The organism is Gordonia sp. PS3 (genome assembly GCF_041950545.1).
Classification (GTDB): Bacteria; Actinomycetota; Actinomycetes; order Mycobacteriales; family Mycobacteriaceae; genus Gordonia; species Gordonia sihwensis.
The window spans coordinates 2370500-2394826 of sequence record NZ_CP169524.1 but is presented as its reverse complement, the minus strand read 5'-3'; the positions used below and the strand labels follow the sequence as shown (position 1 = coordinate 2394826).

Annotated in this window: 16 protein-coding genes, 1 tRNA gene and 1 pseudogene; 8 read left to right on the top strand and 10 right to left on the bottom strand. The window is 69.4% G+C overall.

All coding sequences use genetic code 11. The features are described 5' to 3' along the window. Positions 1–25 precede the first annotated feature (25 nt). A complete protein-coding gene (locus ACE11G_RS11095) occupies positions 26–2086 on the bottom strand; it encodes an NADPH-dependent 2,4-dienoyl-CoA reductase (RefSeq protein ID WP_006896594.1) in 2061 nt (686 codons plus the stop codon). A gap of 54 nt (positions 2087–2140) precedes the next feature. Beyond that, a complete protein-coding gene (locus ACE11G_RS11090; protein ID WP_006896595.1) occupies positions 2141–2713 on the bottom strand; it encodes a PadR family transcriptional regulator in 573 nt (190 codons plus the stop codon). Between the two features lie 115 nt (positions 2714–2828). On the opposite strand from ACE11G_RS11090, the pseudogene ACE11G_RS11085 reads away from it, so the two are divergent. After that, positions 2829–3473 (top strand): annotated as a pseudogene (locus tag ACE11G_RS11085) (SMP-30/gluconolactonase/LRE family protein); the annotation flags it as partial. 9 nt (positions 3474–3482) lie between these two features. Here ACE11G_RS11085 and ACE11G_RS11080 read toward each other — a convergent pair. Together ACE11G_RS11080 and ACE11G_RS11075 are read right to left on the bottom strand one after the other, a co-directional pair. Beyond that, positions 3483–5417, bottom strand: a complete 1935-nt coding sequence (locus tag ACE11G_RS11080) for an ABC transporter ATP-binding protein (protein WP_375002172.1) — start codon at positions 5415–5417, stop codon at positions 3483–3485. Between the two features lie 131 nt (positions 5418–5548). Then, positions 5549–5686, bottom strand: a complete 138-nt coding sequence (locus ACE11G_RS11075; RefSeq protein WP_156150514.1) for a hypothetical protein — start codon at positions 5684–5686, stop codon at positions 5549–5551. A gap of 310 nt (positions 5687–5996) precedes the next feature. Between ACE11G_RS11075 and ACE11G_RS11070 the strand changes: the two genes are divergently transcribed. Together ACE11G_RS11070 and ACE11G_RS11065 are read left to right on the top strand one after the other, a co-directional pair. After that, positions 5997–7397 carry an MFS transporter gene (locus ACE11G_RS11070; RefSeq protein WP_006896597.1) on the top strand — a complete coding sequence of 467 codons (1401 nt, stop codon included), beginning with the start codon at positions 5997–5999 and terminating at the stop codon, positions 7395–7397. Beyond that, positions 7394–8536, top strand: coding sequence for a uroporphyrinogen-III synthase (locus ACE11G_RS11065; protein ID WP_006896598.1), 1143 nt, complete (start codon positions 7394–7396; stop codon positions 8534–8536). The genes ACE11G_RS11070 and ACE11G_RS11065 overlap by 4 nt, the downstream gene beginning before the upstream one ends. Here ACE11G_RS11065 and ACE11G_RS11060 read toward each other — a convergent pair. The 4 genes from ACE11G_RS11060 to ACE11G_RS11045 all read right to left on the bottom strand — a co-directional run bounded on the left by ACE11G_RS11060 (position 8499) and on the right by ACE11G_RS11045 (position 16446). Further along, positions 8499–9218: a sirohydrochlorin chelatase gene (locus ACE11G_RS11060; RefSeq protein WP_006896599.1), complete on the bottom strand. Its 720-nt coding sequence runs from the start codon at positions 9216–9218 to the stop codon at positions 8499–8501. The genes ACE11G_RS11065 and ACE11G_RS11060 overlap by 38 nt on opposite strands. Next, the gene (gene nirD / locus ACE11G_RS11055; protein WP_006896600.1) at positions 9215–9646 is read right to left on the bottom strand and encodes a nitrite reductase small subunit NirD; all 432 of its coding nucleotides are present in this window, start codon (positions 9644–9646) and stop codon (positions 9215–9217) included. The genes ACE11G_RS11060 and nirD overlap by 4 nt, the downstream gene beginning before the upstream one ends. A gap of 46 nt (positions 9647–9692) precedes the next feature. Beyond that, complete coding sequence (gene nirB, locus ACE11G_RS11050; protein WP_006896601.1) at positions 9693–12212, bottom strand: nitrite reductase large subunit NirB; 2520 nt, start codon at positions 12210–12212, stop codon at positions 9693–9695. A 166-nt stretch (positions 12213–12378) separates the two neighbouring features. Continuing rightward, positions 12379–16446, bottom strand: coding sequence for a bifunctional nitrate reductase/sulfite reductase flavoprotein subunit alpha (locus ACE11G_RS11045; protein WP_062367601.1), 4068 nt, complete (start codon positions 16444–16446; stop codon positions 12379–12381). 114 nt (positions 16447–16560) lie between these two features. Here ACE11G_RS11045 and ACE11G_RS11040 point away from each other — a divergent pair, with 114 nt between their 5' ends. From ACE11G_RS11040 to ACE11G_RS11030, 3 genes are read left to right on the top strand one after another with little or no spacing between them, the layout of a single operon-like run. Further along, positions 16561–17694 carry an acetyl-CoA C-acyltransferase gene (locus ACE11G_RS11040; RefSeq protein WP_045537008.1) on the top strand — a complete coding sequence of 378 codons (1134 nt, stop codon included), beginning with the start codon at positions 16561–16563 and terminating at the stop codon, positions 17692–17694. After that, the gene (locus ACE11G_RS11035; protein ID WP_375002168.1) at positions 17691–18494 is read left to right on the top strand and encodes a crotonase/enoyl-CoA hydratase family protein; all 804 of its coding nucleotides are present in this window, start codon (positions 17691–17693) and stop codon (positions 18492–18494) included. Before ACE11G_RS11040 ends, ACE11G_RS11035 begins: the two co-directional genes overlap by 4 nt. A gap of 5 nt (positions 18495–18499) precedes the next feature. Further along, positions 18500–19660, top strand: a complete 1161-nt coding sequence (locus tag ACE11G_RS11030) for an FAD-dependent monooxygenase (protein ID WP_278127025.1) — start codon at positions 18500–18502, stop codon at positions 19658–19660. A 24-nt stretch (positions 19661–19684) separates the two neighbouring features. Here ACE11G_RS11030 and ACE11G_RS11025 read toward each other — a convergent pair whose 3' ends face one another. Beyond that, positions 19685–20200, bottom strand: coding sequence for a hypothetical protein (locus tag ACE11G_RS11025; protein WP_006896606.1), 516 nt, complete (start codon positions 20198–20200; stop codon positions 19685–19687). 290 nt (positions 20201–20490) lie between these two features. Here ACE11G_RS11025 and ACE11G_RS11020 point away from each other — a divergent pair, with 290 nt between their 5' ends. Beyond that, complete coding sequence (locus tag ACE11G_RS11020; protein ID WP_052692365.1) at positions 20491–21990, top strand: HNH endonuclease signature motif containing protein; 1500 nt, start codon at positions 20491–20493, stop codon at positions 21988–21990. 109 nt (positions 21991–22099) lie between these two features. Here ACE11G_RS11020 and ACE11G_RS11015 read toward each other — a convergent pair. Further along, positions 22100–22173 (bottom strand) — tRNA-Arg (locus ACE11G_RS11015). 60 nt (positions 22174–22233) lie between these two features. On the opposite strand from ACE11G_RS11015, the gene ACE11G_RS11010 reads away from it, so the two are divergent. Continuing rightward, positions 22234–24327, top strand: coding sequence for a cytochrome c oxidase assembly protein (locus ACE11G_RS11010; RefSeq protein WP_006896609.1), 2094 nt, complete (start codon positions 22234–22236; stop codon positions 24325–24327).

Below are 24327 nucleotides of genomic sequence, written 5' to 3'. Positions count from 1 at the left end.
CCGAGTCATCGTAGAGAGCAGCACCTCACGGCAAGCCCGCGGCGACCTCCGTGCCCTGCCGGATGGCGCGCTTGGCGTCGAGTTCGGACGCGAGGTCGGCACCGCCGATGACGTGGGTGATCACACCGGCCGCGGTCAGCGGGTCGACCAAGTCGCGCACCGATTCCTGACCGGCGCAGACGACGACGTTGTCCACCTCGAGCAGGCGCTTGCCGACCTCGTTGCCCTCCTTGTCGTGCAGCGTGATGTGCAGGCCGGCGTCGTCGATCCTGTCGTAGGTGGCGCCGGAGATCTGTTCGACGCCCTTCATCTTGACCGCGGCACGATGCACCCAGCCGGTGGTCTTGCCGAGCGACTTGCCCTGCTTGCCCGGCTTGCGCTGCACCATGTACACCTCGCGCACGGCGGGCATCGGCCTCGGCTCGGTCAGGAAGCCGGGAGTGTCGAGGTCGTCGGTGACGCCCCACTCCTGCTCCCATTCCTTGAGGTTCAGTGTCGGCGACTCATCGGTGGTGAGGAATTCGGTGACGTCGAATCCGATGCCGCCCGCACCGATGACGGCCACGCGCTTGCCGACCTCGCGGTGGCCGAGGACCGCGTCGGCGTACGACATGACCATCGGGTGGTCGATGCCGTCGATCGCAGGCACGCGCGGGACCACGCCGGTCGCGACGATCACCTGGTCGTACCCGCCGTCGATGAGCTCCTGTGCGCCCACCCGGGTGTCGAGGTGAACGGCGACGTGGTTGATCTCGAGCTGGCGGGTGAAGTACCGGATGGTCTCGTTGAACTCCTCCTTGCCGGGGATGCGGGCGGCGATGGAGAACTGCCCGCCGATGGCCGGCCCGGCCTCGTAGAGGTCGACGCGGTGGCCGCGCTGCGCGGCGGAGACGGCCGCCGACAGCCCGGCGGGACCGGCTCCGACGACGGCCACCCGCTTGGCCGTGCGGGTGGCCCCCAGGGTGAGGACCGTCTCGCGGCCGGCGCGCGGGTTCAGCAGGCACGAGACCTTCTGACCGACGAAGGCGTGATCCAGGCACGCCTGATTGCAGCCGATGCACGTGTTGATCTCGTCGGCGCGGCCGGTGCGCGCCTTGTCGACGAACTCCGGGTCGGCCAGCAGCGGGCGGGCCATCGACACCGCGTCCACCTTGCCGCGCTCGAGGATCTCCTCGGCGAAGTCCGGGGTGTTGATGCGGTTGGACGCGATCAGCGGGATGTCCACCACATCGCGCAGCCGCTCGGTGAACTTGACGAACGCGCCCCGCGGTACCGACGTCACGATCGTCGGTACCTGGGCCTCGTGCCAGCCGATGTCGGTGTTGATGGCGTCGACGCCGTGTTCCTCGGCCCGCTTGGCGAGCAGTGCGATCTCGTCGAAGGTCTGTCCGTTCTTCACGAAGTCGGCGACGCTCTGGCGCAGGATGACCGGGAACTCGCGCGGCACCTTCCTGCGCACGTCCTTGATGATCTCGACGAGGAAGCGCTGACGGTTCTCGGTGCTGCCGCCCCACTTGTCGGTGCGGTCGTTGGTGTGCGGGCAGAGGAACTGGTTGATCAGGTATCCCTCGCCGCCCATCAGCTCGATCGCGTCGTAGCCGGCTCGGTGCGCGAGCTGCGCCGCGGTGCCGAATGAGCGGATCACATGCCAGATGATCTGCTCGGTCATCTTGAGGTGTTTGAACGGGTGAATCGGGCTCGGCTCGCTGCCGGCGGCGACCTTGAAGGGCGTATACCCGTAGCGCCCCGCGTGAATGATCTGCAAGGCGATCTTTCCGCCCTCGGCATGGACGGCCTTGGTGAACTCGCGGTGCCGGAGCACATCGGCACGGTTCGTCATCTTGCCCGCGAAGGGCAGCAGCTGTCCGGTGCGCGACGGTGCGAAACCGCCCGTGATGATGAGCCCGACGCCGCCGCGGGCGCGTTCGGCGTAGTAGGCGGCGAGTTTGGGCGTGTCCCACAACCGGTCCTCCAGGCCGGTGTGCATCGATCCCATGACGACGCGGTTGTCGAGCGTGATCCCGCCGATCCGAAGCGGTTCGAACAGTCTGGGGAAGTGGGCGTTGGGCGCCGTCTGGGCTGTCATTGGGCGACCTTTCTCGTTGTGGGTATCGGTGGGATGCAGTGGTTTCTGTGGAATTCAGTGCTGCGGGGCGGCGACGGCGGCAGAGCGCTCGAGTTCGCGCTGGAAGCGGTCGAGCACCTCGTCGCACCAGTCGACGGTCTGCTCGCTCATCCGGACCCCGCCGCGGAGCACCAGGTACTGGTTCAGCTTGCGTCCGGACAAGGCATCGGGATCGGGGTAGTACTGCTCCACCCATCCCCGATACACCTCGAGCATCGCGGCGGCCTCGTCGCGGTGGGCGCGGAGTTCGGCCATCACCGTCGGCAGGTCGCCGAGATCGGCGGCGCGCAGCTTGACTCCGAGATCGCTGCGCAGCGGCGGGAGCGGCGTCGGGCTGTTCACCCACTCGGCGAGCATGTCGCGTCCCGCCTGCGAGAGCGTGTACACCTTCTTGTCCGGGCGGCCGTCCTGTGCCACGGATTCGAAGCTCACCAGCCCGTCGGAGTGCAGCTTCTTGAGCGTCCGATAGATCTGCTGGTGCGTAGCCGACCAGAAGTATCCGATCGACCGCGAGAACTGCTGCCCGATCTCGTACCCGGTCCCGGGCCGCTCGGAGAGCGAGACGAGGATCGCGTGCTCGAGTGCCATGCGTGACACCGTAGCAATGCACCTTAGTTCTATGCAATAGGGTTCATATGAACTCCGATGCATATAAAGCGGCGGGTCGGACACACCGCCGCCGATTTGCTGCTAAGACTTGGCCGTGACCTCGTTTCGCCGCATCGCCCTTCCCGGAACCGCACCCGAGGACGTGATCTGCCTGCCCGACGGGCGGGTCGTGACCGGACTCGACGACGGTCGTCTGCTGTCGGTGGAGCCGTCGACGGGGGAGATCAGCGTGCTGGCCGACACCGCCGGGCGGCTCCTCGGCCTCGACTACGGTGCCGACGGTTCGATCTACATCTGCGACCACGATCGCGGGCTGCTCGTCCTGGATCCGGATCGCTCGCGCGCACGAGTGCTCGTCGACACGGTGGACGGCAGGCCGCTGCGGTTCGCCAGCAACGTCGCCCACGCCTCCGACGGAACGCTGTACTTCTCGTCGTCGTCTCAGAACTTCATGTTCGACCGCTGGCGGGCGGACATCATCGAGCACTCCGGGACCGGCAGGCTCATGCGACTGTCGCCGAGCGGTGAGGTCCAGGTGCTGCGCGACGATCTGCAGTTCGCGAACGGCGTGGTCCTGGGCCCCGCCGAGGACTACGTGCTGGTCGCGGAGACGGGGGCCTCCCGGATCTCGCGGTACTGGCTCACCGGACCGGCGGCGGGCACCTCCGAGGTCTTCCTCGACGGTCTGGGCGGTTATCCGGACAACATGTCGATCGGCAGCGACGGGCGACTGTGGGTGGCGCTCGCCTCACCGCGGAATGCTGTGCTGGAGGGCATCTTCCGGCTTCCGCTGCGGGCCCGGAAGGTGCTCGCGCGGGTCCCGCAGGGTGTCGGTCCGACGCCGGAGGAGGTGGTCTGGGTACAGGCCTTCGACTTCGACGGCACGATGGCCCGCGAGGTGCGGATCGACGACCTCGATTTCGGTTTCGTCACCGCCGTCGCGGAGCGCGACGGGGTCCTGTATCTCGGCACCATCCTCGGCAACGCGCTCGGCGTGCTCGACCTGCGCAGCTGACACCCGGCGGATTCGTCCGTCCTCGAGTCGCACCACCTCGTCGGCGATCGCGGTCAGCCGCGAATCGTGAGTGATGAGCAGGGTGGTGCGTCCGCGGGCCAGTCGGCGCAGCGGCCCGATCACTCCGGCGACCGACTCGTCGTCGAGCGCGGCCGTCGGCTCGTCGAGGATCAGGACGGGCGTGTTCCGGAGCATCGCCCGCGCGATGGTGATCCGTCGGCGCTGTCCGCCGGACAGTTCCAAGCCGTCGCCGGCGAGCACGGTGTCGTATCCGTCCGGCAGCGCGGCGATGAACCGATGGGCGCCGGCGTCGCGCGCCGCCTCGATGATCTCCTCCCGGCCTGCCGTCGGACGGCCGAACGCGATGTTGTCGGCCACCGTCCCCGGCCGGATGTGGGCCGTCTGCGGCAGCAGCGTGACCTGTTCGCGGACCGACGCGCCGGTCACCTCGGACACGTCGTGGCCGCCGACGGTGACGGTGCCGGACTCCGCATCCTCCAGCGCGCAGATCAGCGATGCGAGCGTCGACTTGCCGGTGCCGCTGGGGCCGATGAGAGCCGTGATGGCACCCGGCCGCAACTCCAGGTCGACGCCTCGGAGGATCTGCCTGCCGTCGTACGCGAAGCAGACGCCGTCGAGCCGCACGGGCACGGGGGCGCCACTCGGGACCGGTGGCAGCGGCCGCGCGTCGCCGAGTTCGGCACGGTGCACCGGTTCGTCGAGGATCTCCGCGATCCGCTCGGCGCTCACGCATGCCTCGGCCACCGCGAGCCGCACGTCGGCGATCTGTTGGAGCTTGGGATACAGCATCGCCAGGTAGCCCGACAGTGCCAGCAGCTGGCCGACGCTGAGTGCGCCCTCACGCACCTGCCAGACGCCGACGAGGGTGACGGTGAGTGACAGACACACCTGCGCGAAGCCGAGCACTCCGCCGAAGCCGGCTTCGATGCGGGTCTGCGACACCCGGGTGCGTGCCCATCGGCGGCCGTGGCGCTCCAGCTCGTCGGCCTCGTCGCGCTCGCGGTTGTACGCGACGGTGGTCTCGTGGCCGGCCAGCGCGGAGTAGACGGCATCGGCGATGTCACTGTTCGCGGCGCGCTCGGCGTGCGTCGTCCGGCTCTGGCGCCTCCCGAAGAACGACGAGACCGCCCACAGGGCCGGGCATGCGGCCAGTGCGACCCCCGCGACGACCGGGCTCATGACGAACGCGGCAACGATCAGACCCAGCGCGTTGGCGGCCGCCACCGCCAGGGACATCATCCCGGTGCCGATCAAGTGCTCGACGGCTTCCAGGTCGCTCGAATGCCGCACGACGAGGTCGCCGAGCCCGCGGCGCCGATGCGTGATCGGCGCCAACCGCTGGACGTGCGCGAACAGAGCGGTGCGCAGCCGGAGCACCACACCTTCGGAGGCCACCGTCGACAGGAGGGTGCCGACGTAGTCGGCACCGACGCTGACCGCGGTCACGGCGAGCCACAGTGCGGCGAGACGCGCGAACGACTGCCAGTCGGAGGAACCGAGGGCACCGTCGACGACATCGGATAGGAAGAACACGCCGACGGCGTCGCATGCGGCTGCGACCAGTAGAAAGAATGCGGCACCGCTCAGTGCGACGCGATGTCCGGAGGCGAAATGGGAGAATCGGCGCATCGCGGTGAGAAATGTCATTTGGGTGATCTCCTGTAATCTTTCGAATCGGACCGATTCTTCTTCAAAAGAAATGCCGAGGCGCCGGTCCCGGAATACATTTCCGGGACCGGCGCATCCGAGGGTGTGGAACCCGATCAGTTCACACCTGGTCAGCGGACCCAGATCCAGTACCAGCGGTGATTGCGGGCATCCCAGCGACGCTCACGACGCCGACGCGGAGCGGGGTGCGCGAATCCGAAGTTCTGACGGTTGTTCTGCTCGGGGCGGCGGTTGTTGTCGAATGCCATGTCATTCTCCTTATCCGGTCGGCTCGGCGGCTATTTCCGCTCGCGTATCTCGCGTCCGACACAGATGAATTTATGGACCCCGTCTGTGGAGGATCTGGCGCGCGACTGGCAGCATTCTGGGAACATCTCGGAACCGTCGGAACTGCGGCATTCCGCCGTGTTTCAGGCTGCTCACACGGCTCCCCGCATGTCGGTGAGGGCTTCATTACGCGCCCGTGATCGCCGCGGCGACCGCCCGCAACACCGCCTGCCTAGCGTCGATCGCGACCCGGTCGAATGCCCGGGCGGACGAAGGAGGCACCGCGTGCGGATGGGACCAGCTCACACCCGACCCCGAGAACGACGAGCAGTATTCGCGTCGAGGACGATCACCGACTGGGATCCGGAGGACACCGCGGCATGGGAGGCGGGCGGATCGGCGATCGCGCGGCGCAACCTGATCTGGTCGGTGGTCGCCGAGCACGTCGGATTCTCCGTCTGGACGCTGTGGTCGGTGATGGTGCTGTTCATGCCGTCGGACGTCTACGGCATCTCGGCGGGGGACAAGTTCCTCATCGGAGCCGTGGCCACCCTCACCGGGTCTCTGCTGCGTTTCCCGTACACCCTGGCGACATCGCGATTCGGCGGCCGCAACTGGACGGTCTTCTCGGCCGTCGTGCTGACCGTGCCGGTGACGGCGACGATCGTCCTTCTCGCGAATCCGGGTCAGCCGCTCTGGGTGTACCTGCTGTGCGCCGCACTCGCCGGGTTCGGCGGCGGCAACTTCGCGTCGTCGATGACGAACATCAACGCTTTCTATCCGCAGCGCCTCAAGGGCTGGGCCCTCGGTCTGAACGCGGGCGGCGGCAACCTCGGGGTGCCCGCGGTGCAGTTGGTGGGACTGCTGGTGATCGCGTGGACCGGGGTCGGCGAACCGTACTGGGTGTGCGCGGTCTACCTCGTGCTGCTCGCGGTGGCCGGGCTCGGCGCCGCGCTCTTCATGGACAACCTCGAGGGGCCGGGCGTGGACCTGTCCGCGATGCGGTCGGCGATCACCGACCGCGACACGTGGCTGATCTCGCTGCTCTACATCGGGACTTTCGGCTCGTTCATCGGGTTCTCTTTCGCCTTCTCGCAGGTACTGGCGCTGAACTTCCTCGACCGCGGCGACACCGCGGCGCAGGCCTCACTGCACGCCGCGCAGATCGCCTTCATCGGCCCGCTCCTCGGGTCGGTGGCACGGGTGTACGGCGGCAGGCTCGCCGACCGGATCGGCGGCAGCCGAGTGACGCTCGGGGTGTTCGCCGGCATGGTCGGCGCCGCGGCCGTCCTCCTGGTGGGCTCGTCCCTCGAGGTTCAGGTGGTGGGCTTCGTGGCGCTCTTCGTGCTCTCCGGGATGGGGAACGGCTCGGTGTACAAGATCATCCCGTCGGTGTTCGACGCGAAGTCCCGCGCGCTGCCGCTCGACGAGGACGGGCGGGCGGCGTACTCGCGAGCCATGTCTGGAGCGGTGATCGGGATCGCGGGCGCGGTCGGCGGACTCGGCGGCGTCGGGATCAACATGGTGCTGCGACAGTCGTATCTGAGCTCCGGGTCGGCGACCGTCGCGGTGGTGGTCTTCGCCGCCTTCTATCTCGTCGCCGCGGCCGTCACCTGGCGGGCGTACGTCGGAGTGCCGCGCGCGGCGGCCGATGCGCCCGGCGCACCGCAGTCTGCGAAGCTGTCTTCATGAGTTCTGCCACCACCGGCGACCGGTCGGCCCCGCCCTCGCTGGCGGGGTTCACCGTCGCCGTCACCGCAGCGCGCCGAGCTGAGGAGCTCGGCGCGCTGCTCATGCGACGAGGCGCACGAGTGGTCGCCGCACCGGCGATCGAGATGGTGCCGCTGGCCGACGACCCGGCGTTGCGCGCGGGCACCGATGCGGTGATCGCGAAGCCGCCGGATCTGCTGATCCCGACGACCGGAATCGGCTTCCGCGGGTGGATCGAGGCCGCGGACGAATGGGGGCTGGCCGACGAGCTGATGGGCGCCTTCGCCGGCGCGCGCATCCTTTCGCGCGGGCCGAAGGTGACCGGGGCGTTGCGTGCGGCGGGATTGCGCGAGGAATGGTCGCCCGAGTCGGAGTCGTCGGCCGAAGTGCTGGCGCACCTGAGCCCCGACGACGTCGCCGGTCGGCGAGTGGCGGTTCAGCTGCACGGTGCGATCGACGGTTGGGACCCGAACCGCGACTTCGTCGACGGTCTCATCGCGATGGGAGCCGATGTCGTCTCCGTGCCGGTCTACAGCTGGCGCCGGCCCGCCGATCTCGGCGACTTCGATGCGCTGATCCACGACGTCGCCGCCCGCCGGCTGGACGCGGTGACCTTCACCTCCGGTCCGGCCGCCGTGTCGATGCTGACGCGATCGACTCAGCTGGGCGTGCGCGAGCCGTTCGTCTCCGCACTCCGGGAGGCGGTCGCCGTCTACTGCGTGGGCCCGGTGACCGCCGCGCCGCTCGAGCTGGCGGGGGTCGCCGCGCGCTGGCCGGAGCGGATGCGGCTCGGCGCGCTGGCGCGGCTCGTGGCCGAGGATCTGCCGGTCCGGGAGTCCGAACTCGCGGTGGCCGGGCACCGCCTCGGCGTGCATGCCTCGGCGGTGGTGGTCGACGGAGAGGTCCGTGACGTGCCCGCGTCGGCGCTGCGTCTGCTCAAGGCCCTCGCTCAGCGGCCGGGCACGGTGGTGTCGCGCACCGATCTGCTCGCGGTGATCGGCGCGGGTGACGAACATGCGGTGGAGGTGGCGATCGGCAGGCTCCGGACCGCGCTGGGATGCCGCGAGATGATCGCGACGGTCGTCAAACGCGGCTACCGGCTGGCACTGGACGAGCAGTGAACTCGCCGGCCGAGTCGATCCGGCCGCAGGCCGCGTCGACGACCGGTGCCGCGAGGCCGAGGGGGCGGGCGACGACGTCGGCCCCCGAGTCGTCCAGGCGCTGCTGAAACAGCCCGTCGGCGAGCAGGTACGACGCCACCGCGATCCGGCGTCCGGGTGTGTCCGCACGGAGGGCGGCGACGGTGTCCGGGACCGATGCGTGAGGCGAGTCCGCGCGGGTGCTCGCGAATGCGATGCGGACCGGTGTGGCCAGCCGCGCGGACAGCAGGTGCGCGGTGGTCTCGATGTCCCGCTGCGCCACCGGGTCCGCGGAGCCGGCCGCGGCCAGGACGACGGCGTCATCGCTCGTCGCCCCGGCCTCGGCCAGGCGGATCGTGAGCGCCCGGGTCAACAGCTGAGACGGTCCCAGTGCCGGGGCCAGCCGCACCGGCCGGCGGGCCGCGGCCAGGTGCGCGGCGATGTCGACCCGCACGTGGTGTCCGCGCGCCAGGAACGCGGGCAGCACCGTGACCGGGCCGTCGGGCAGATCGGGGAGCAGATCGCTCGGCGAGGGCCCGACGACGTCGACGAAGCTCACCGCCACCGGCTCGTCCCGGCGGCGTCCGATCTCGTCGGCGAGCCGATAGATCAGTTCCACGCCCCGTGGGTCGCGGGTGCCGTGCGCGACGAGCAGGACGGTCATCGCGGGCTCGCCGGCGAACTCGTGGCGGCCCTGAAGCCCTCGGGCCGGAAGCCGAACCGGATGTCGGGGGAGTTCGCCACGAATACGGTCCCGTCGAGCCCGATGCGGGTGCCGTACACCGGGATCCGCACTCCGGGGGAATCGAGGCAGCGTCCGTCGATGAGGCTGAACGCCTCCTTCTTCAAGGGCGAGGCGACCACCGGGAAACCGTTCCGGTCGCCGACGATGCCGCGCGACATCACCGCGGCACGCGCGATCGGATCGATGTTGCCCACCGCGCGGAGCGTGTCGTCGGCGAGCCGGAACAGCGCCACCTGCGCGCCGTCCGGCAGCAGCACGGCCACGCCGCGCAGGCGGTCGAGCCGGTCGATGTGGCACGCGGCGGTCCAGTCGCGGGTCCAACGGTGGAGGTCGAAGGCGAGGGTCATGACAGACCTTTCAGGTGTGTTCGGGGGGCGGGCGGAACGGGCCGGTTCACGACTGCGGCAGCGCGGGCGAACCGAGCAGGACCGGAACTCGGCGCCCGTGGCTCTCGCCGAAGGCGACCGTCGGGTCGGGAACGCCGGGCGCGTTGACGAAGGAGACGAACCGCCGGAGCTTGTCCGGGTCGTCGAGGACGCCCTTCCATTCGCATTCGTAGGCGTCGACGTGGCGGGCCATGTCGGCTTCGAAGTCGTCGGCCAGACCCAGCACGTCGTCGACCACGACGGCCTTGAGCCGATCGATGCCGCCGTCGAGTCCGTCGAGCCAGGCGGCGGTGCGCTGAAGTCGTTCGGCCGTGCGGATGTAGTACATGAGGAAACGGTCGATGTAGGCGACGAGGGTGGCATCGTCCAGGTCGCCGGCCAGGAGCTGCGCGTGCCTGGGAGTCATGCCTCCGTTGCCGCCGACGTACAGATTCCAGCCCTTCTCGGTGGCGATGACGCCGACGTCCTTCCCGCGGGCCTCGGCGCACTCGCGGGCACAGCCCGAGACGCCCATCTTGATCTTGTGCGGCGACCGCAGCCCGCGGTACCGCAGTTCCAGATCGATCGCCATCCGAACGGAGTCCTGCTGACCGTACCGGCACCAGTCGGAGCCGACGCAGCTCTTCACGGTCCGCAGCGACTTTCCGTAGGCGTGGCCCGACTCCATCCCGGCGTCCACCAGGCGCCGCCAGATCAGCGGCAGCTGGTCGACGGTGGCACCGAACATGTCGATGCGCTGACCGCCGGTGATCTTGGTGTACAGACCGAAGTCGCGGGCGATCTCGCCGATCAGAATCAGCTGTTCGGGCGTGACGTCGCCGCCCGGCATCCGCGGGACCACCGAATAGGTGCCGTTGCGCTGGATGTTCGCCAGGAAGTGATCGTTCGAATCCTGCAGCGAGGCCTGCTCGCCGTCGAGGATGTGGCCCGAGCCGATCGACGCCAGAATGGACGCGACCGTCGGCTTGCAGATGTCGCAGCCGGTGCCGGTGCCGAACCGTTCGACGATGCCGGAGAAGGTCCGGATGTCGCAGGCCCTGATCGTCTCGAACAGCTCGGCGCGCGACTGCGCGAAGTGCTCGCACAGGGCGGTCGACTGCTCGACTCCCTCCTCGGCCAGGATCTGCGACAGCAGCGGAACGCACGAGCCGCACGACGTGCCCGCGCCGGTGCAGCCCTTGAGGGCCGCCACATCGCATGCGCCGTCGGCGATCGCGGCGCACAGCGTGCCCTTGCTGACGTCGTTGCACGAACAGATCTGCGCGTCGTCGCCGAGCGCGCCCACCCCGAGGGCCGGTGCGTCGCCGGCCGGGCTGATCAGACTCACCGGGTCTCCCGGCAGGCTCGATCCCACCAGCGGGCGCAGGAGGCCGTATGCGCTCGCGTCGCCGACGAGCACGCCGCCGAGCAGGGTGGACGCGTCGTCGGACAGCACGAGCTTGGCGTAGACGCCGCCGATCGGGTCCGAGACCACCACGTCGAGCGCTCCGGGAGTGGCGCTCAGCGCGTCGCCGAAGCTGGCGACGTCGACGCCGAGCAGTTTGAGCTTGGTGGACATGTCGGCGCCGGGGAACACCGCAGAGCCGCCCAGCAGCCGGTCGGCGACCACCTCGGCGGTGGCGTAGCCGGGGGCCACGAGGCCGTAGCAACGACCGTCGATCGCCGCGACCTCGCCGATCGCGTAGATCGACGGGTCGCTGGTGGCACAGCGCTCGTCGGTGAGGATCCCGCCCCGTTCGGCAACCGCGAGACCGCAGTCGCGGGCGAGTTCGTCGCGGGGACGGACCCCGGCGGCGAACACCAGGAGTGCGGCGTCGACCACCGTGCCGTCGGCGAGTGTGACACGCACGCCGGCGTCGCCGGGCTCGATGGACTCGGTGCCCGACGAGAGGGACACCTCGATCCCGAGTTCGCCGATCATCCGGGCCAGGTGCTCGCCGCCCCCGGCGTCCACCTGCTGAGGCATCAGCCTCGGGTTGATCTCCACCACGTGAGGCGCCAGACCCATCAATCGAAGAGCGTTGGCGGCTTCGAGTCCGAGGAGCCCGCCGCCGACCACCATGCCGACCGGCGCGGTGCGGGCATCGCGCGCGAGGGCCCGCTCCGCGTCGGCGCGGATGGCGTCCAGATCGTCGAGGGTCCGGTAGACGTGGCAGCCCGGCGTCTCGTGTCCCGGGACCGGCGGCACGAAGGCTCGCGATCCGGTCGCCATCACCAGCGCGTCGTAGGCGATCTCGGCGCCCGAAGCGGTTCGCACCACGCGACGGTCGCGGTCGATCGCGACGACGGCGTCCCCGACCCGCAACTCCACGGCGTCGTCGCCGTCGTAGCGGTTGCCCGCCAGCGCCAGCTCGGCCCGCTCCCAGGAGCCGACGTATCCCGAGAGCCCCACGCGGTCGTACGCGGGGTCGGTCTCCTCGCCGAGCACCACCACTCGCCATCCGCCGTCGACGTCCCGGGCGCGAAGTGCCTCGACGAAGCGGTGCCCGACCATTCCGTGTCCGATGACCACCACGGTTTCGCTCATCGACTCCAGGTCCTTCCACTCGAGTTCGCAGCCGATCCGTTCGGCTCGGAAGCGACGTTACGAACGGGGTGTTGCGATGCCGCTCGGGTCGCGTTGCGGTCAGATGACGAGTCCCGCACCGGGTTTCGAGCATGTTTCGAGTCGGGGGGGCGACGGGGGTGCGGCTTCAGTACACGTCGCGGACGTACCGGCCTTCGGCGGAGAGCGCCCGCAGATAGTTCTCGGCGCCGGACGGCGCGAGACGCCCGTGTTCGGCCACGATCTGCTTGAGGGTGTCGTCCACGTCGCGCGCCATGTGCTTGGCGTCGCCGCAGACGTAGACGTGCGCGCCGCGCCGCAGCCACTCCCAGATCTCCGGGGCGCGCTCGCGCATCAGATGCTGGACGTACACCTTCTCCGGCTGGTCGCGCGAGAAGGCGGTGTCCAGTCGCGTGAGGACCCCGGCCTCCCGGAACCCGGCGAGCTCGTCTTCGTAGTAGAACTCGGTGGCGCGGTGGCGTTCACCGAAGAAGATCCAGTTGTCGCCGGCGGCCCCGGACGCGGCCCGCTCGTGCAGGAAGGCCCGGAACGGAGCGATTCCGGTTCCGGGACCGATCATGATCGCCGGAGCCTCCGGGTCGACGGGCGGGCCGAACTTCTTGTTGGGCGTGATGAAGATGCGCGCGAGGTCGGCGGGGCCGCGATCGGCCAGGAATCCCGAGCACACGCCCCGGCGCGGCGCGGACTCGTCGCCGAACCGCACCACCGAGACGGTGGCCTCCACCCGTTCCGGGTGCGCGGACGGACTGGAGGAGATGGAGTAGAGGCGGGGGCGCAGCCGTCGGCACACCGAGAGCCACTGCGCCGCGGTGGCCGAGACCGGATGAGTGGCCAGTAGGTCCACCGACTGGCGGTTCCACGCCCAGTCGGCGAAGCCGGCCGGATCGTCGAGGAGGGCGCGCAGTTCGGAGTCGCCCGTCCGCTCGGCGACGAAGGCGACCAGATCGCGGGAGCAGTCGGCGATCTCGTAGTCCTCGGTGAGCGCCTGCCGGAGCGGGACGGGGGCGCCGTCGACGGTCACCGCCTCCGCGCCGTCGAGCCCCGTGCGCGCGAGCCATTCGTCGACCAGCGTCTCGCTGTTGCGCGGCCACACGCCGAGGGCGTCTCCGGCGGTGTACTCGAGGGAGCCCGGCGGCAGATGAAACGCGATGCGGCGCACCTCCTTCGCTGTACCCGTCGTCAAGACTGCGTTCTCCAGCACGCGCGCGGTGAACGGGTTCTTCCGTGAATAGCCCGGAGCCGGAGGGGATTCGGCGCAGGTCCGGGAGTCGGCAGCGGTGTCGGGGTCGTCCGGCGAGGCCGGTGAGTCCAGCACGGCGACCACCCCGGCGAGCCATGCGGCGGCCGCGGTGTCGTAGTCGGGCTCGCAGTATCCGGCGGGCGCGATCCGCTGCGCGTCCAGCGTCGCCAGCCGTGCGTCCAGTTTGCGGGCGAAACCGCAGAAATCCGCATACGACGAGTCGCCGAACCCGAGAACTGAGAAGCGCAGTCCGTCCACGTCTTGCGCGCACGCGCCGGCGAGCGCGTCCCACAGTCCGACGGCGGCATCCGGTGCGTCGCCGTCACCGGTGGTCGAGACGATGAACAGGACGTCGCCGACCAGGTCGCCGAGTCCGGTGCGTTCGGCGCTCGCATCGATCACGTCGAAGCCGGCGTCGCGCAATGCGCCGGCGCATTGCGCCGCGTACTCCTCCGCGGTGCCGGTCTGCGACGCCCATACGAGCCGGATTCTGCGCGCCGGTGAATCGACGACGGACGCGGATCCGGGTCCCGTCATCGGAACCCGGGAGAAGTATCCGGCCAGCACTCCGTCGACCCAGATCCGGGCCGGCTCCGAGAGCGGCGCCTGTGACGGGACCGTCGGAACCGCGTCGCGGGGCGGATTGGCGGTCAGGCCGCGCAGCAGACCCGCCAGATAGCCGCGCTCGGTCTCGGTCAGCACGGGCTCGCCGGCGTCGACGCGCAGGGCGACGGCCAGCGACGACGATTCGGTCGCGGTCGGATCGGCGGCGGTCGGATCGGCGGTGGTCATGGGCGGCTCCTGGTTATCGGGCACCGGTCCGGAGAGCCGGGTGAGCGCCACGGCGCACGCCTTGAACTCCGGTTGCAGCGAATCGGGGTCGACGGCATCGGTGGTCACGGCGTTCACCGCGAGCATCTCGCCGAAGGCGTCGGACCAGTGCATGGGGACGAAGCAGACGCCGGCGCTCACCGCGTCGTCGACGCGCGCGGGTACCCGTACCGCGCCGCGGCGGGATCGCACCTCCACCATGTCTCCGTCGCCGATACCCGCCGGGCGTGCGTCGTCGGGATGGATCTGCACGAAGGAGCCGGGGTCGAGCCGGCAGAGTTTCGCGACCCGGCCGGTCTTCGTCATGGTGTGCCACTGGTGCGCCAGCCGACCGGTGGTCAGGACCATCGGATAGTCGTCGTCGGGGAGTTCGGCGGGCGGCATGTGCGGGCGGGCGAGGAACCGCGCGCGCCGGTCCGGGGTGGGGAAGAGGGGACCGGGCTCGGCCGGGTCGTCGCTGAGGTAGCGGATCGGATTGCGCGCCGGTCCGCCCGGCGCCGCCGGCCACTGAACGGGTCCTTCGCGCAGCCTCGCGTAGTCGACGCCGCGGAGGTCCCAGCCGGTCCGCGGATTGTGGAAGCCGCGGATCTCGTCGAACACGGCCGCCGCGTCGGCGTGCGAGAACCCGTCGCGGAAGCCCATGCCGCGGGCGATCTGGGAGATCAGCTCCCAGTCGGCCCGCGCCTGGCCCGGCGGCGCTACGGCGGGGGAGGTGAGACTGATGCTGCGTTCGGAGTTCACCATCGTCCCCTGCGCTTCGGTCCACAGTGCGGCGGGCAGCACGATGTCGGCGTATTCGCAGGTCTCGGTTCCGGTGAAGGCCTCCTGGACCACGACGAAGTCCGCGCGCCGGAGGGCCTGCACGACGGTCGAGCGGTTCGCCACCGAGGCCACCGGATTGGTGCAGATGATCCACGCGGCGCGGATGCGGCCATCGGCCATCGCCTCGAACATGTCGACGGTGCCGCCGCCCGGATCGGTGCTCAGCGTCCCCGGTTCGAGACCCCAGGCTGCCTCCACGTCGGCGCGGTCGCCGGCATCGAGCGCGCTGCGCTGCCCGGGCAGGCCCGGACCCATGTAGCCCATCTCGCGACCGCCCATCGCATTGGGCTGCCCGGTCAGCGAGAACGGGCCGGATCCCGTCCGGCAGATGGTTCCGGTGGCGAGATGGAGGTTGCAGACGGCATTGGTGTTCCACGTCCCGTGCGTCGACTGATTGAGCCCCATCGTCCACAGGGTCATCCAGTTCTCGGCGCCGGCGAGGATGCGGGCCGTCTCCCGCAGGGCGTCCTCGTCGACGCCGGTGAGTTCGGCGACTCGTTCGGGCGGGTAGTCGTCGAGCATCGCGGCGAGCGCGTCCCACCCCCGCGTGTGCGCGGCCACGAACTCCTCGTCCAGCCCGCCTTCGTCGACGATGAGCCGCAGCAGGCCGTTGAGCAGTGCGAGATCGGTGCCCGGCCGGACCGGGAGATGGATGTGCGCTTTGGTGGCTGTGGCGGTCCGCCGCGGATCGACCACGATCAGCCGGGCGCCCGCGGCCACCCGGTCGAGGAGGCGCAGGAACAGGATCGGGTGGCAGTCGGCCATATTGGAACCGATCACCAGGAAGGCGTCGGCGTGGTCGATGTCGTCGTAGCTGCCGGGCGGTCCGTCGGCACCGAGCGACTGCTTGTAGCCGGTCCCCGCACTCGCCATGCACAGCCGGGAGTTCGATTCGATCTGGTTGGTGCCGAGGAAGCCTTTGACCAGCTTGTTCGCCAGATACTGTGCTTCGAGTGACATCTGGCCGGAGACGTACACCGCGATGGATTCGGGGCCGTGGCGGTCACGGATCCGTGTCAGTCGGCGGGCGGTCTCGGCGATCGCGTCGTCCACGTCGGCGGGTCGGGCGTCACCGTCGCGCCGCTCCCGGATCAGAGCGGTGGTGAGTCGTCCGGGGGCGCGCAGCATGTCGACGGTGGTGGCGCCCTTGGTGCACAGCCTGCCCCGATTGGCCGGATGGCTCTTGGTGCCCCGCGCCCCCGTGACGGCCCCGTCCGCGACGTCGAGGGTCAGTCCGCATCCCACGCCGCAGTAACCGCACACGGTGTCGACGGCAGTGGGAGCCAGCGGTTCCAGGGACATGCCAGTCACGGTTCCGTGGAACTGTTTCGGCGCGTGCAGAGCGGCGTTACAGCCAGGTCAACTATCGGGACACCTCCTTCCCAACCGAGCGCTTGTTAGGGTATGAAGGACGGCATGCGAGATGCAGTGATTGTCGATGCCGTCCGTACTCCGATCGGTAAGCGGAACGGCGGCCTGTCCGAGATCCATCCCGGCGACCTGAGCGCGCACGTGCTGTCGGCGCTGGCCGACCGCGTGGGTTTCGATCCCGCCGGCGTGGACGACGTGATCTGGGGGTGCGTCAGCCAGGTCGGCGACCAGGCGGGCAGCATCGGTCGGGTCGGCGTGCTGGCCGCGGGCTGGCCCGAGTCCGTTCCGGCGACCGTCGTCGACCGTCGGTGCGGCTCGAGTCAGCAGTCGGTGCATTTCGCCGCCGCCGGCGTGATCGCCGGACAGTACGACATCGCCGTCGCCGGTGGCGTGGAGTCCATGTCGCGCGTACCGATGGGTGCCGCACGCGGTGACGGTGCTCCCTATCCGGCGTCCGTGCTCGACCGATACGGCGTGGACGGCTTCAACCAGGGCCTCGGCGCCGAGATGATGGCCAAGCGCTGGAACTTCAGCAGGCAGCAGCTCGACGAGTACTCGGCCCGCTCGCACGAGCGCACCGCCGCCGCGCAGGACGCAGGCGCCTTCGATGCGCAGATCGCTCCGATCCCGGGCGGCCTCGCCGTCGACGAGGGGTTGCGCCGCGGCACCACGGCGGAGAAGCTCGGCGGGCTCAAGACCCCGTTCGACCCCGAAGGCGTCATCACCGCGGGCAACGCCTCGCAGATCTCCGACGGTGCCGGCGCCCTGCTGGTGACGACCAGCGAGATCGCCGCGGCCAACGGCTGGCGACCGATGGCGCGGGTGCACACCGCGACCCTCGCCGGCGACGACCCGGTCATCATGCTCACCGGACCGATCGCCGCCACCGCCAAGGCGCTGGACCGCTCGGGACTGGCGGTGTCCGACATCGGCGCCTATGAGGTGAACGAGGCCTTCGCGCCGGTCCCGATGGCCTGGCAGGCCGAGATCGGTGCCTCCGACGACGTCCTCAATCCGGTCGGCGGTGCCATCTCGGTGGGCCACCCGCTCGGCGGGTCGGGCGCGATCCTGATGACCCGGCTCGTCCACCACATGCGCGACAACGGGATCCAGTACGGTCTGCAGACCATGTGCGAAGCTGGAGGTATGGCGAACGCAACGATTCTGGAACTTCTGTGAGCGGCGACGTGCTGCTGGTCGAGCGCGACGGCGACGTCGTGACCTGGACCGTCAATCGACCCGAGACTCGCAATGCCATCTCCGACGACGATGCCATCGACGCACTCGTCGACGCCGCGACGGCGGTGAACCGGGACCAGTCGGTCCGGGCGGTGATCCTCACCGGCGCCGGTTCGGCCTTCTCGGCCGGCGGCAACGTCAAAGACATGGCGGCCGCGGCGGGTCTGTTCGGCGGGGCTCCGCACCAGCAGCGCGTCGGTTATCGCGAGGGCATCCAGCGGATACCGCGCGCGATGTACGCGCTCGAGGTGCCGGTGATCGCGGCCGTCAACGGCCCCGCGGTGGGCGCCGGGTGCGATCTGGCGCTGATGTGCGACATCCGGATCGCCTCGAACACGGCCTTCTTCGCCGAGAGCTTCGTGAAGCTCGGGCTGATCCCCGGCGACGGCGGCGCGTGGCTGCTGCCCCGGGCGATCGGGCCGGCGCGGGCCGCAGAAATGGCACTGACCGGCGATCGCGTCGACGCCGCGACGGCGCTCAAGTGGGGCATCGTCTCGCGCGTCGTCGAACCGGCCGATCTGTTGCCGACCGCTCGTGAGATCGCGTCGCGGATCGCCGCGAACCCACCGGTGGCGGTGCGCATGACCAAGAAGCTCCTGCGGGAGTCCTCGCAGCAGACCCTCGACCAGCTGCTCGAGCTCTCGGCGACCATGCAGGCGGTGGCGCACCACACCGAGGACCATCGGGAGGCCGTCGCCGCGTTCCTCGAGAAGCGGCCCGGACGGTTCACCGGGGCGTAGTCGCCGTGCGGGTGGTCGTCGTGGGTGCGGGCATCGCCGGGTTGACCGCTGCCGCGGCCCTGGTCCGCGACGGCCATGACGTGGTCGTTCTCGAATCTCGACGGCAGTCGACCGGCGGCGCGGGCATCAGTCTCTGGCCGAACGCGCTGGCAGCACTGGACTGGATCGGCCTCGGCGACGCGGTCCGGTCGCAGTCGGCACGCGTGGGCGGCGGAGCACTGAGGTGGCGAGACGGAACGTGGATCCGGAAGCCTCCGCCGGGCGCGCTCGCCGCGGCGGCCGGCGAGGAACTCGCCGTCATTCTGCGGGGAACGCTGCACGAGGTGCTCGCCAGTGCGCTGCCCACCGACTCGGTGCGCACCGGTGTCGCCGTGCAGACCGTGCGCACCGTGGGCCGCGAGGCAGTCGTGACCCTGGCCGGCGGTGCTCAGATGCGAGCCGATCTCGTCGTCGGCGCGGACGGAACGCATTCCCGTATCGCCCGCGGTTTCAACGACCGTCTGTCGAGCAGGTACGCCGGGTACACCGCGTGGCGTGGCGTGGCCGACATCTCGATCGACCCCGATCTCGCAGGCGAGATGATCGGCCCGCGGTCGCAGTTCGGCGCGGTGCCGCTTCCGGCCGGGCGGACGTACTGGTTCGCCACGGCACAGGCCCCGGAGGCCGCGGTCTTCGACGACGAGCGCGCCGAGGTCGCTCGCGTCGGCAGAGGCTGGCCGGAGCCGGTCGACGCGGTGATCGCAGCGACGCCGTCTTCGGCGCTGATGCGACACGACCTGTACGACCGGCCCGTCGCACGCCGGTGGCACGACGGTCGTGCGGTGATCATCGGCGACGCTGCTCACCCGATGCGTCCGCATCTGGGGCAGGGCGGATGTCAGGCGATCGAAGACTCCGTCGTACTGGCGGCCGCTCTCCGCACGAGTGCGGGTCCGGAGGATGCACTGCAGCTCTTCCATGACGTGAGGCGTCGCCGAGTGCGGCGGGTGGTCCGTGAATCACAGATGATCGGCCGCATTGTGAATGCGCCGCAAACCCTGTTCTGGGGCCGCGTCATTCGGGTAAGTCGAATTCTTCCGGATCGCATCCTCCTGCGCCATTTGTGCGATATCGCGGGCCGTGACGCATTCACGAGGCAATTGGCGCCAGTGCGTTCTGCTCGATGACTCGACGGCCGCCTGAACTCCGCCTCACCCGATCATGACGTCGCCGTGGAACATGTTCGGAGTCGCGCCCGGCGCGCAACCGTGGAACGACGAGGTCGCCATCGGACCCATCACCCCGACTTCGTTCATCATCCCGCTGCCCTTGCGGACGGAGATCTTCACCGCGTACGCGCCGCTGAGCTGGGCGGGGACGATGTTGGGGGAGGTCTCGGTGATCGGGTAGACGAGCGAGGCGGTGTCGCCGTGTGTCCAGATGCACGTCACCGGGCCCTTCACCTGGAACGGAGTCTTGTGCATACCGTCCATGATCGTCGCGACGTAGGTCCCGTGGGTCTTGCCGTCCATGTCGCGTGCACCTTGCGCCTCGATGTTCAGCAGGTGGACGCCGGGGGCGATCATCAAGTCGCCGTCGATCGCGAGTTTCGCCGGATCGGTCATGTGCGGTGCGGCAGCGGCCATGCCGGGCGCCGCGGCGGCGCCGAGCAGGGAGAGGGCGCCGATTCCGGCCACCGTCGCCGTCCGAACGATTCGATTGTTCATGTCGGTATCTCCTTTGACTGCATGCATCTGACGACGAATACGACGCTACGCCGAAGTCGTCGTTGTGAGAACAGCTGAATGCTGTCGCAAACGAAAGGAAGTCACCGAATTTCGCGGTGGCACCGGATTCGTCGGAAATGCGCGTGAATCTCGGGTGTGAGTGACCGTTCTCGAGCGGAGGGGCGAGCGTCGACGAGAGTCTAAGAATATCGAATTACACTATTGCCATATGAGATTCAATCACATAATATGGGTACATACGTTCGATATGTGTTGCAGGGGAGGCGGACATGACGAACCCGAGCATCGACGCTGCGGGGGTGGGTGGCGTCGACACGTCTGACGCTGCCGCACAGGATCTCGCCGACATCACCGCGGTCGCGGAGATCGCCCGTCAGGAGTCCCACCTCGCATGGTTGCGGCTCGGGCACCTGTATGCGATGCAGCGGCGTCGTGCCGCGGGCTCGGCCGGTGACGTCGAGTCCGCACGACTGCTGGCCGATGCCACCGCCATCGTGGGCGCTGAGGCCGCTATCGTGCAGGCGGTCTCGAAGGACACCGGTATCCGACAGGTCACCCTCGCCGTCGAAGCCTCCGAACGTCTGCCGCAGACCGCACGCCTGCTCCGCGACGGAGTCATCAGCGCACGTGCATTCGGCGCCATCGTCCTGCAGTGCGGCGCGGTCACCGACGCCGCGCTGATGGCAGCCATCGACGCCGAGATCGCTCAGGACCTCCGCGGGCACGGCGCTGTGTCGATGAGTGTGGCCGAGCAGACCGCGCGCCGGTTCGTCGCCGAGTACGACGCCGACGGGGTGCGCGACAAACGCCGCGCCAACACGCCCGGCGTCACCATCGCCCACGACGTCGACCAGTCCGCCCTCACCGTCGCCACCCGCGCGGAGGACGTGACTCTGATGGACAAGGCCACCAGGGCGCGCGCCGCCCGGGTGTGCGAGGCGGACTCCCGCACCGTCGGCCAGCGGCGCGCCGATGTGGTCGTCGCCGCCGTACTCGGCACCCGGTTCGGCTGCGACTGCGGCCGCGATGACTGCCCGGCACGTGCGGCCGAGGAAGAGGTCCGGGCGCAGTTCGCCAAGATCGTCGTGCACGTCGTCGTCGACGCGTCCACATTGTCCGGCGGCGGGGACAAGGCCGCCTATCTCGACGGTTTCGGCGTGATCGACGCACATCACGCGAGGGAGATCGCCGCTCGCGCGGATGCGACGGTGCGGCCGCTCGACATCGCAGGCTTGGCCGAGCAGACCGCGCAGGCAGGCAACCCGTACCGCCCGACCGCTGCCTGCGACGCCGCCGTCCGCGCCGTGCACGGCACCTGCTCGGTGCCCGGCTGCAACCGGTCAGCGTGGGCGTGCGATCTCGATCATGTCTGCGAGTACAACCATGCCCAGCCGGCAGCTGGCGGGCAGACCTGCCCGTGCAACTTGAATCCGAAGTGTCGTTTCCATCATCTGATCAAGACCTACGCCGACGGCTGGCTGGATGATCAAGTCGTCGATGCGAATGGCGTGATCTGGACCGAGACCACCACGCCGTCGGGCTACACCGTCCGGGCCCGCGCCAGGAACCACTGGCTCCTGCCCGACCTCGGTTCGGTGCCGTGCCTGCACGGCGCACCCGTCGCGCCCGGATTCGTCGACACGACGACGCAGCCGGGACGGTCACGGACCCGTACTCAGGCCAAACACGCGTACCGAATGCGGCTCCGGTCGCAGCGCCGCTGCGGTGAGAGTCCGGTCCTCGACAGTCCGGGCGAACCGCCCTTCTGAGTCGGTCCCGGACTCACCGTCGCCACCGGTGAGATTCCGGCCACGTCCCTCTCGTCGGGACGAGGCTCCACCTCGTCGTGCGGCGAACCAGCGTCTCTGCAGGTCAAAGCGCCCCCAGCAGGACTCGAACCTGCGACCTAGAGATTAGAAGGCTCTTGCTCTATCCATCTGAGCTATGGAGGCTTGCCGGCCCTCGACAGGTGCCGGCGAAGGACTACTATATCCCGTCCTACAGTGGACACCATGACAGTGACGTCCGCCGGGCCGGCGGAGCAACCAGTGCGCGATCGGCTGACCGACCCGTCGGGGGTGCGGTCGGTCCTCATCGCGCTGCTGGCAGTCGTCGGATCGATCGCCGCGGTCATCGTGACCGCGGCGTCGGCGGCGACGGCGTTGCAACTGACCGGTGTGCCCGATCCGGGGTGGCTCACCACCTACGGGATGCCGGTGATGACGGTGATCGGCCAGCTCAGCGCCGCCATCGGTCTCGGCTGCGTGGTGTTCGCCGCCTTCTTCGTGCCCTCGCAGGACAACGGGGCGCTCGACGTCGGCGGCTTCCGCGCCATGCGCTGGGCGGCCACGTCGATGACTGTCTGGGCGGTGTGCGCCTTGGCGATGATCCCGCTGTCGATCTCCGACGTCAGTGGCTCACCGCTCTCCGAGACCCTCGTCCCGAAGAACCTGATGACCGCCTACGGGGTGGTCGCCGACGGCCGCTACTGGCTGTGGACCGCGATCTTCGCCGTGCTTGCGGCGGTGGTGGCGCGGGTGGCGATGCGCTGGGGATGGACGTTCCTCGCGATGGCGCTGGCGCTGCTGTCGCTCATGCCGTCGGCGCTGCTGGGGCATTCGTCGGCCGGCGGTGCGCACGATCTCGCGACCAACAGCTTGATCCTGCACATCGTGGCGGCCGCCCTATGGATGGGTGGGCTGATGGCCGTCCTGGCGTATGCGTTCGGTGACGGCCGGTGGCGGACGCTCGCCGTGGCCCGTTACTCGCGGGTGGCGTTCTGGTGTCTGCTGGTGGTGGCGCTCAGCGGCATCATCAACGCGCTGGTCCGCATGTCCCTGGGGGATCTGCTCACGACCACCTACGGTCTGGTGGCCGTCGGAAAGTTCGTCGCGGTGGTCCTCGCCGGACTACTCGGCGGCCTGCACCGCAAGGTCACGATCGACGAACTCGCAGCCACCGACGAGCCGCGCAAGTCGCTGTTCGTGCGGTTCGCCGTCGTCGAACTGGTGGTGTTCGCGGTCGCCTTCGGCCTCGGCGCCGGGCTGTCGCGCACGCCGCCGCCGGTGTTGGGGACGGCGAACGTCTCGCCGATGGAGTTGAAGATCGGATACGACCTCGACGGTCCGCCGACCTTCACGAAACTGTTCGTCGACTGGCGCTTCGACCTCATCTTCGGCACCTTCGCGATCGTCGCGGCCATCGTCTACCTGCGGGGCGTGTACCGGCTGCACAAACGCGGAGACAAGTGGCCGGTGGGCCGGACGGTGTCGTGGCTGCTCGGCTGCGCGGCGCTGTTGATCGCGACCTCATCGGGTTTCGGCCGGTACGCGCCGGCGATGTTCAGCATCCACATGATGAGCCACATGATGCTGTCGATGCTGGTCCCCGTACTGCTGGTCCTCGGCGGCCCGGTGACGTTGGCGCTGCGCGCGATCCCGCCCGCCGGACGCGGCAACCCGCCCGGGCCGCGTGAATGGATCCTCACCGCGATCCACAGCCCGTACTCGCGCTTCATCACCAATCCGTTCATCGTGGTCACACTCTTCGTCGGCAGCTTCTACGTGCTGTATCTGGGCGGACTGTTCGACGCGGTGGTCGAGAACCACTCCGCGCACCTGCTGATGAATCTGCACTTCCTGGTCAGCGGGTATCTGTTCTACTGGCTCGTGATCGGGATCGATCCCGCACCGCGGCAGATCAGTCCGGTGGCCAAGCTCGGCGTCGTGTGGGGATCGCTGCCGTTCCACGCCTTCTTCGGCGTCGCGCTGATGATGACCGGCTCGATCATCGCTGAAACCTACTACCGCTCGCTGCAGCACCCGTGGAATTTCGACATGGCGGCCGATCAGCGGATGGGCGGTGGCATCGCATGGGCGACCGGTGAGTTCCCGCTGGTGGTGGTGATGCTGGCACTGCTGATCCAGTGGCACCGGCAGGACGATCGCGCGGCCCGCAGGTTCGACCGCAAGGAGGAGCGGGACGACGACGCCGAGTTGGAGAGCTACAACCAGATGCTGCGGCGGATGAACGCCCCGGCACCCGTGTCCGCCGAGGCCGAGACGGGAGCCGAGGATCTCGCAGCGCAGGGCGACGGCGAGAGATAA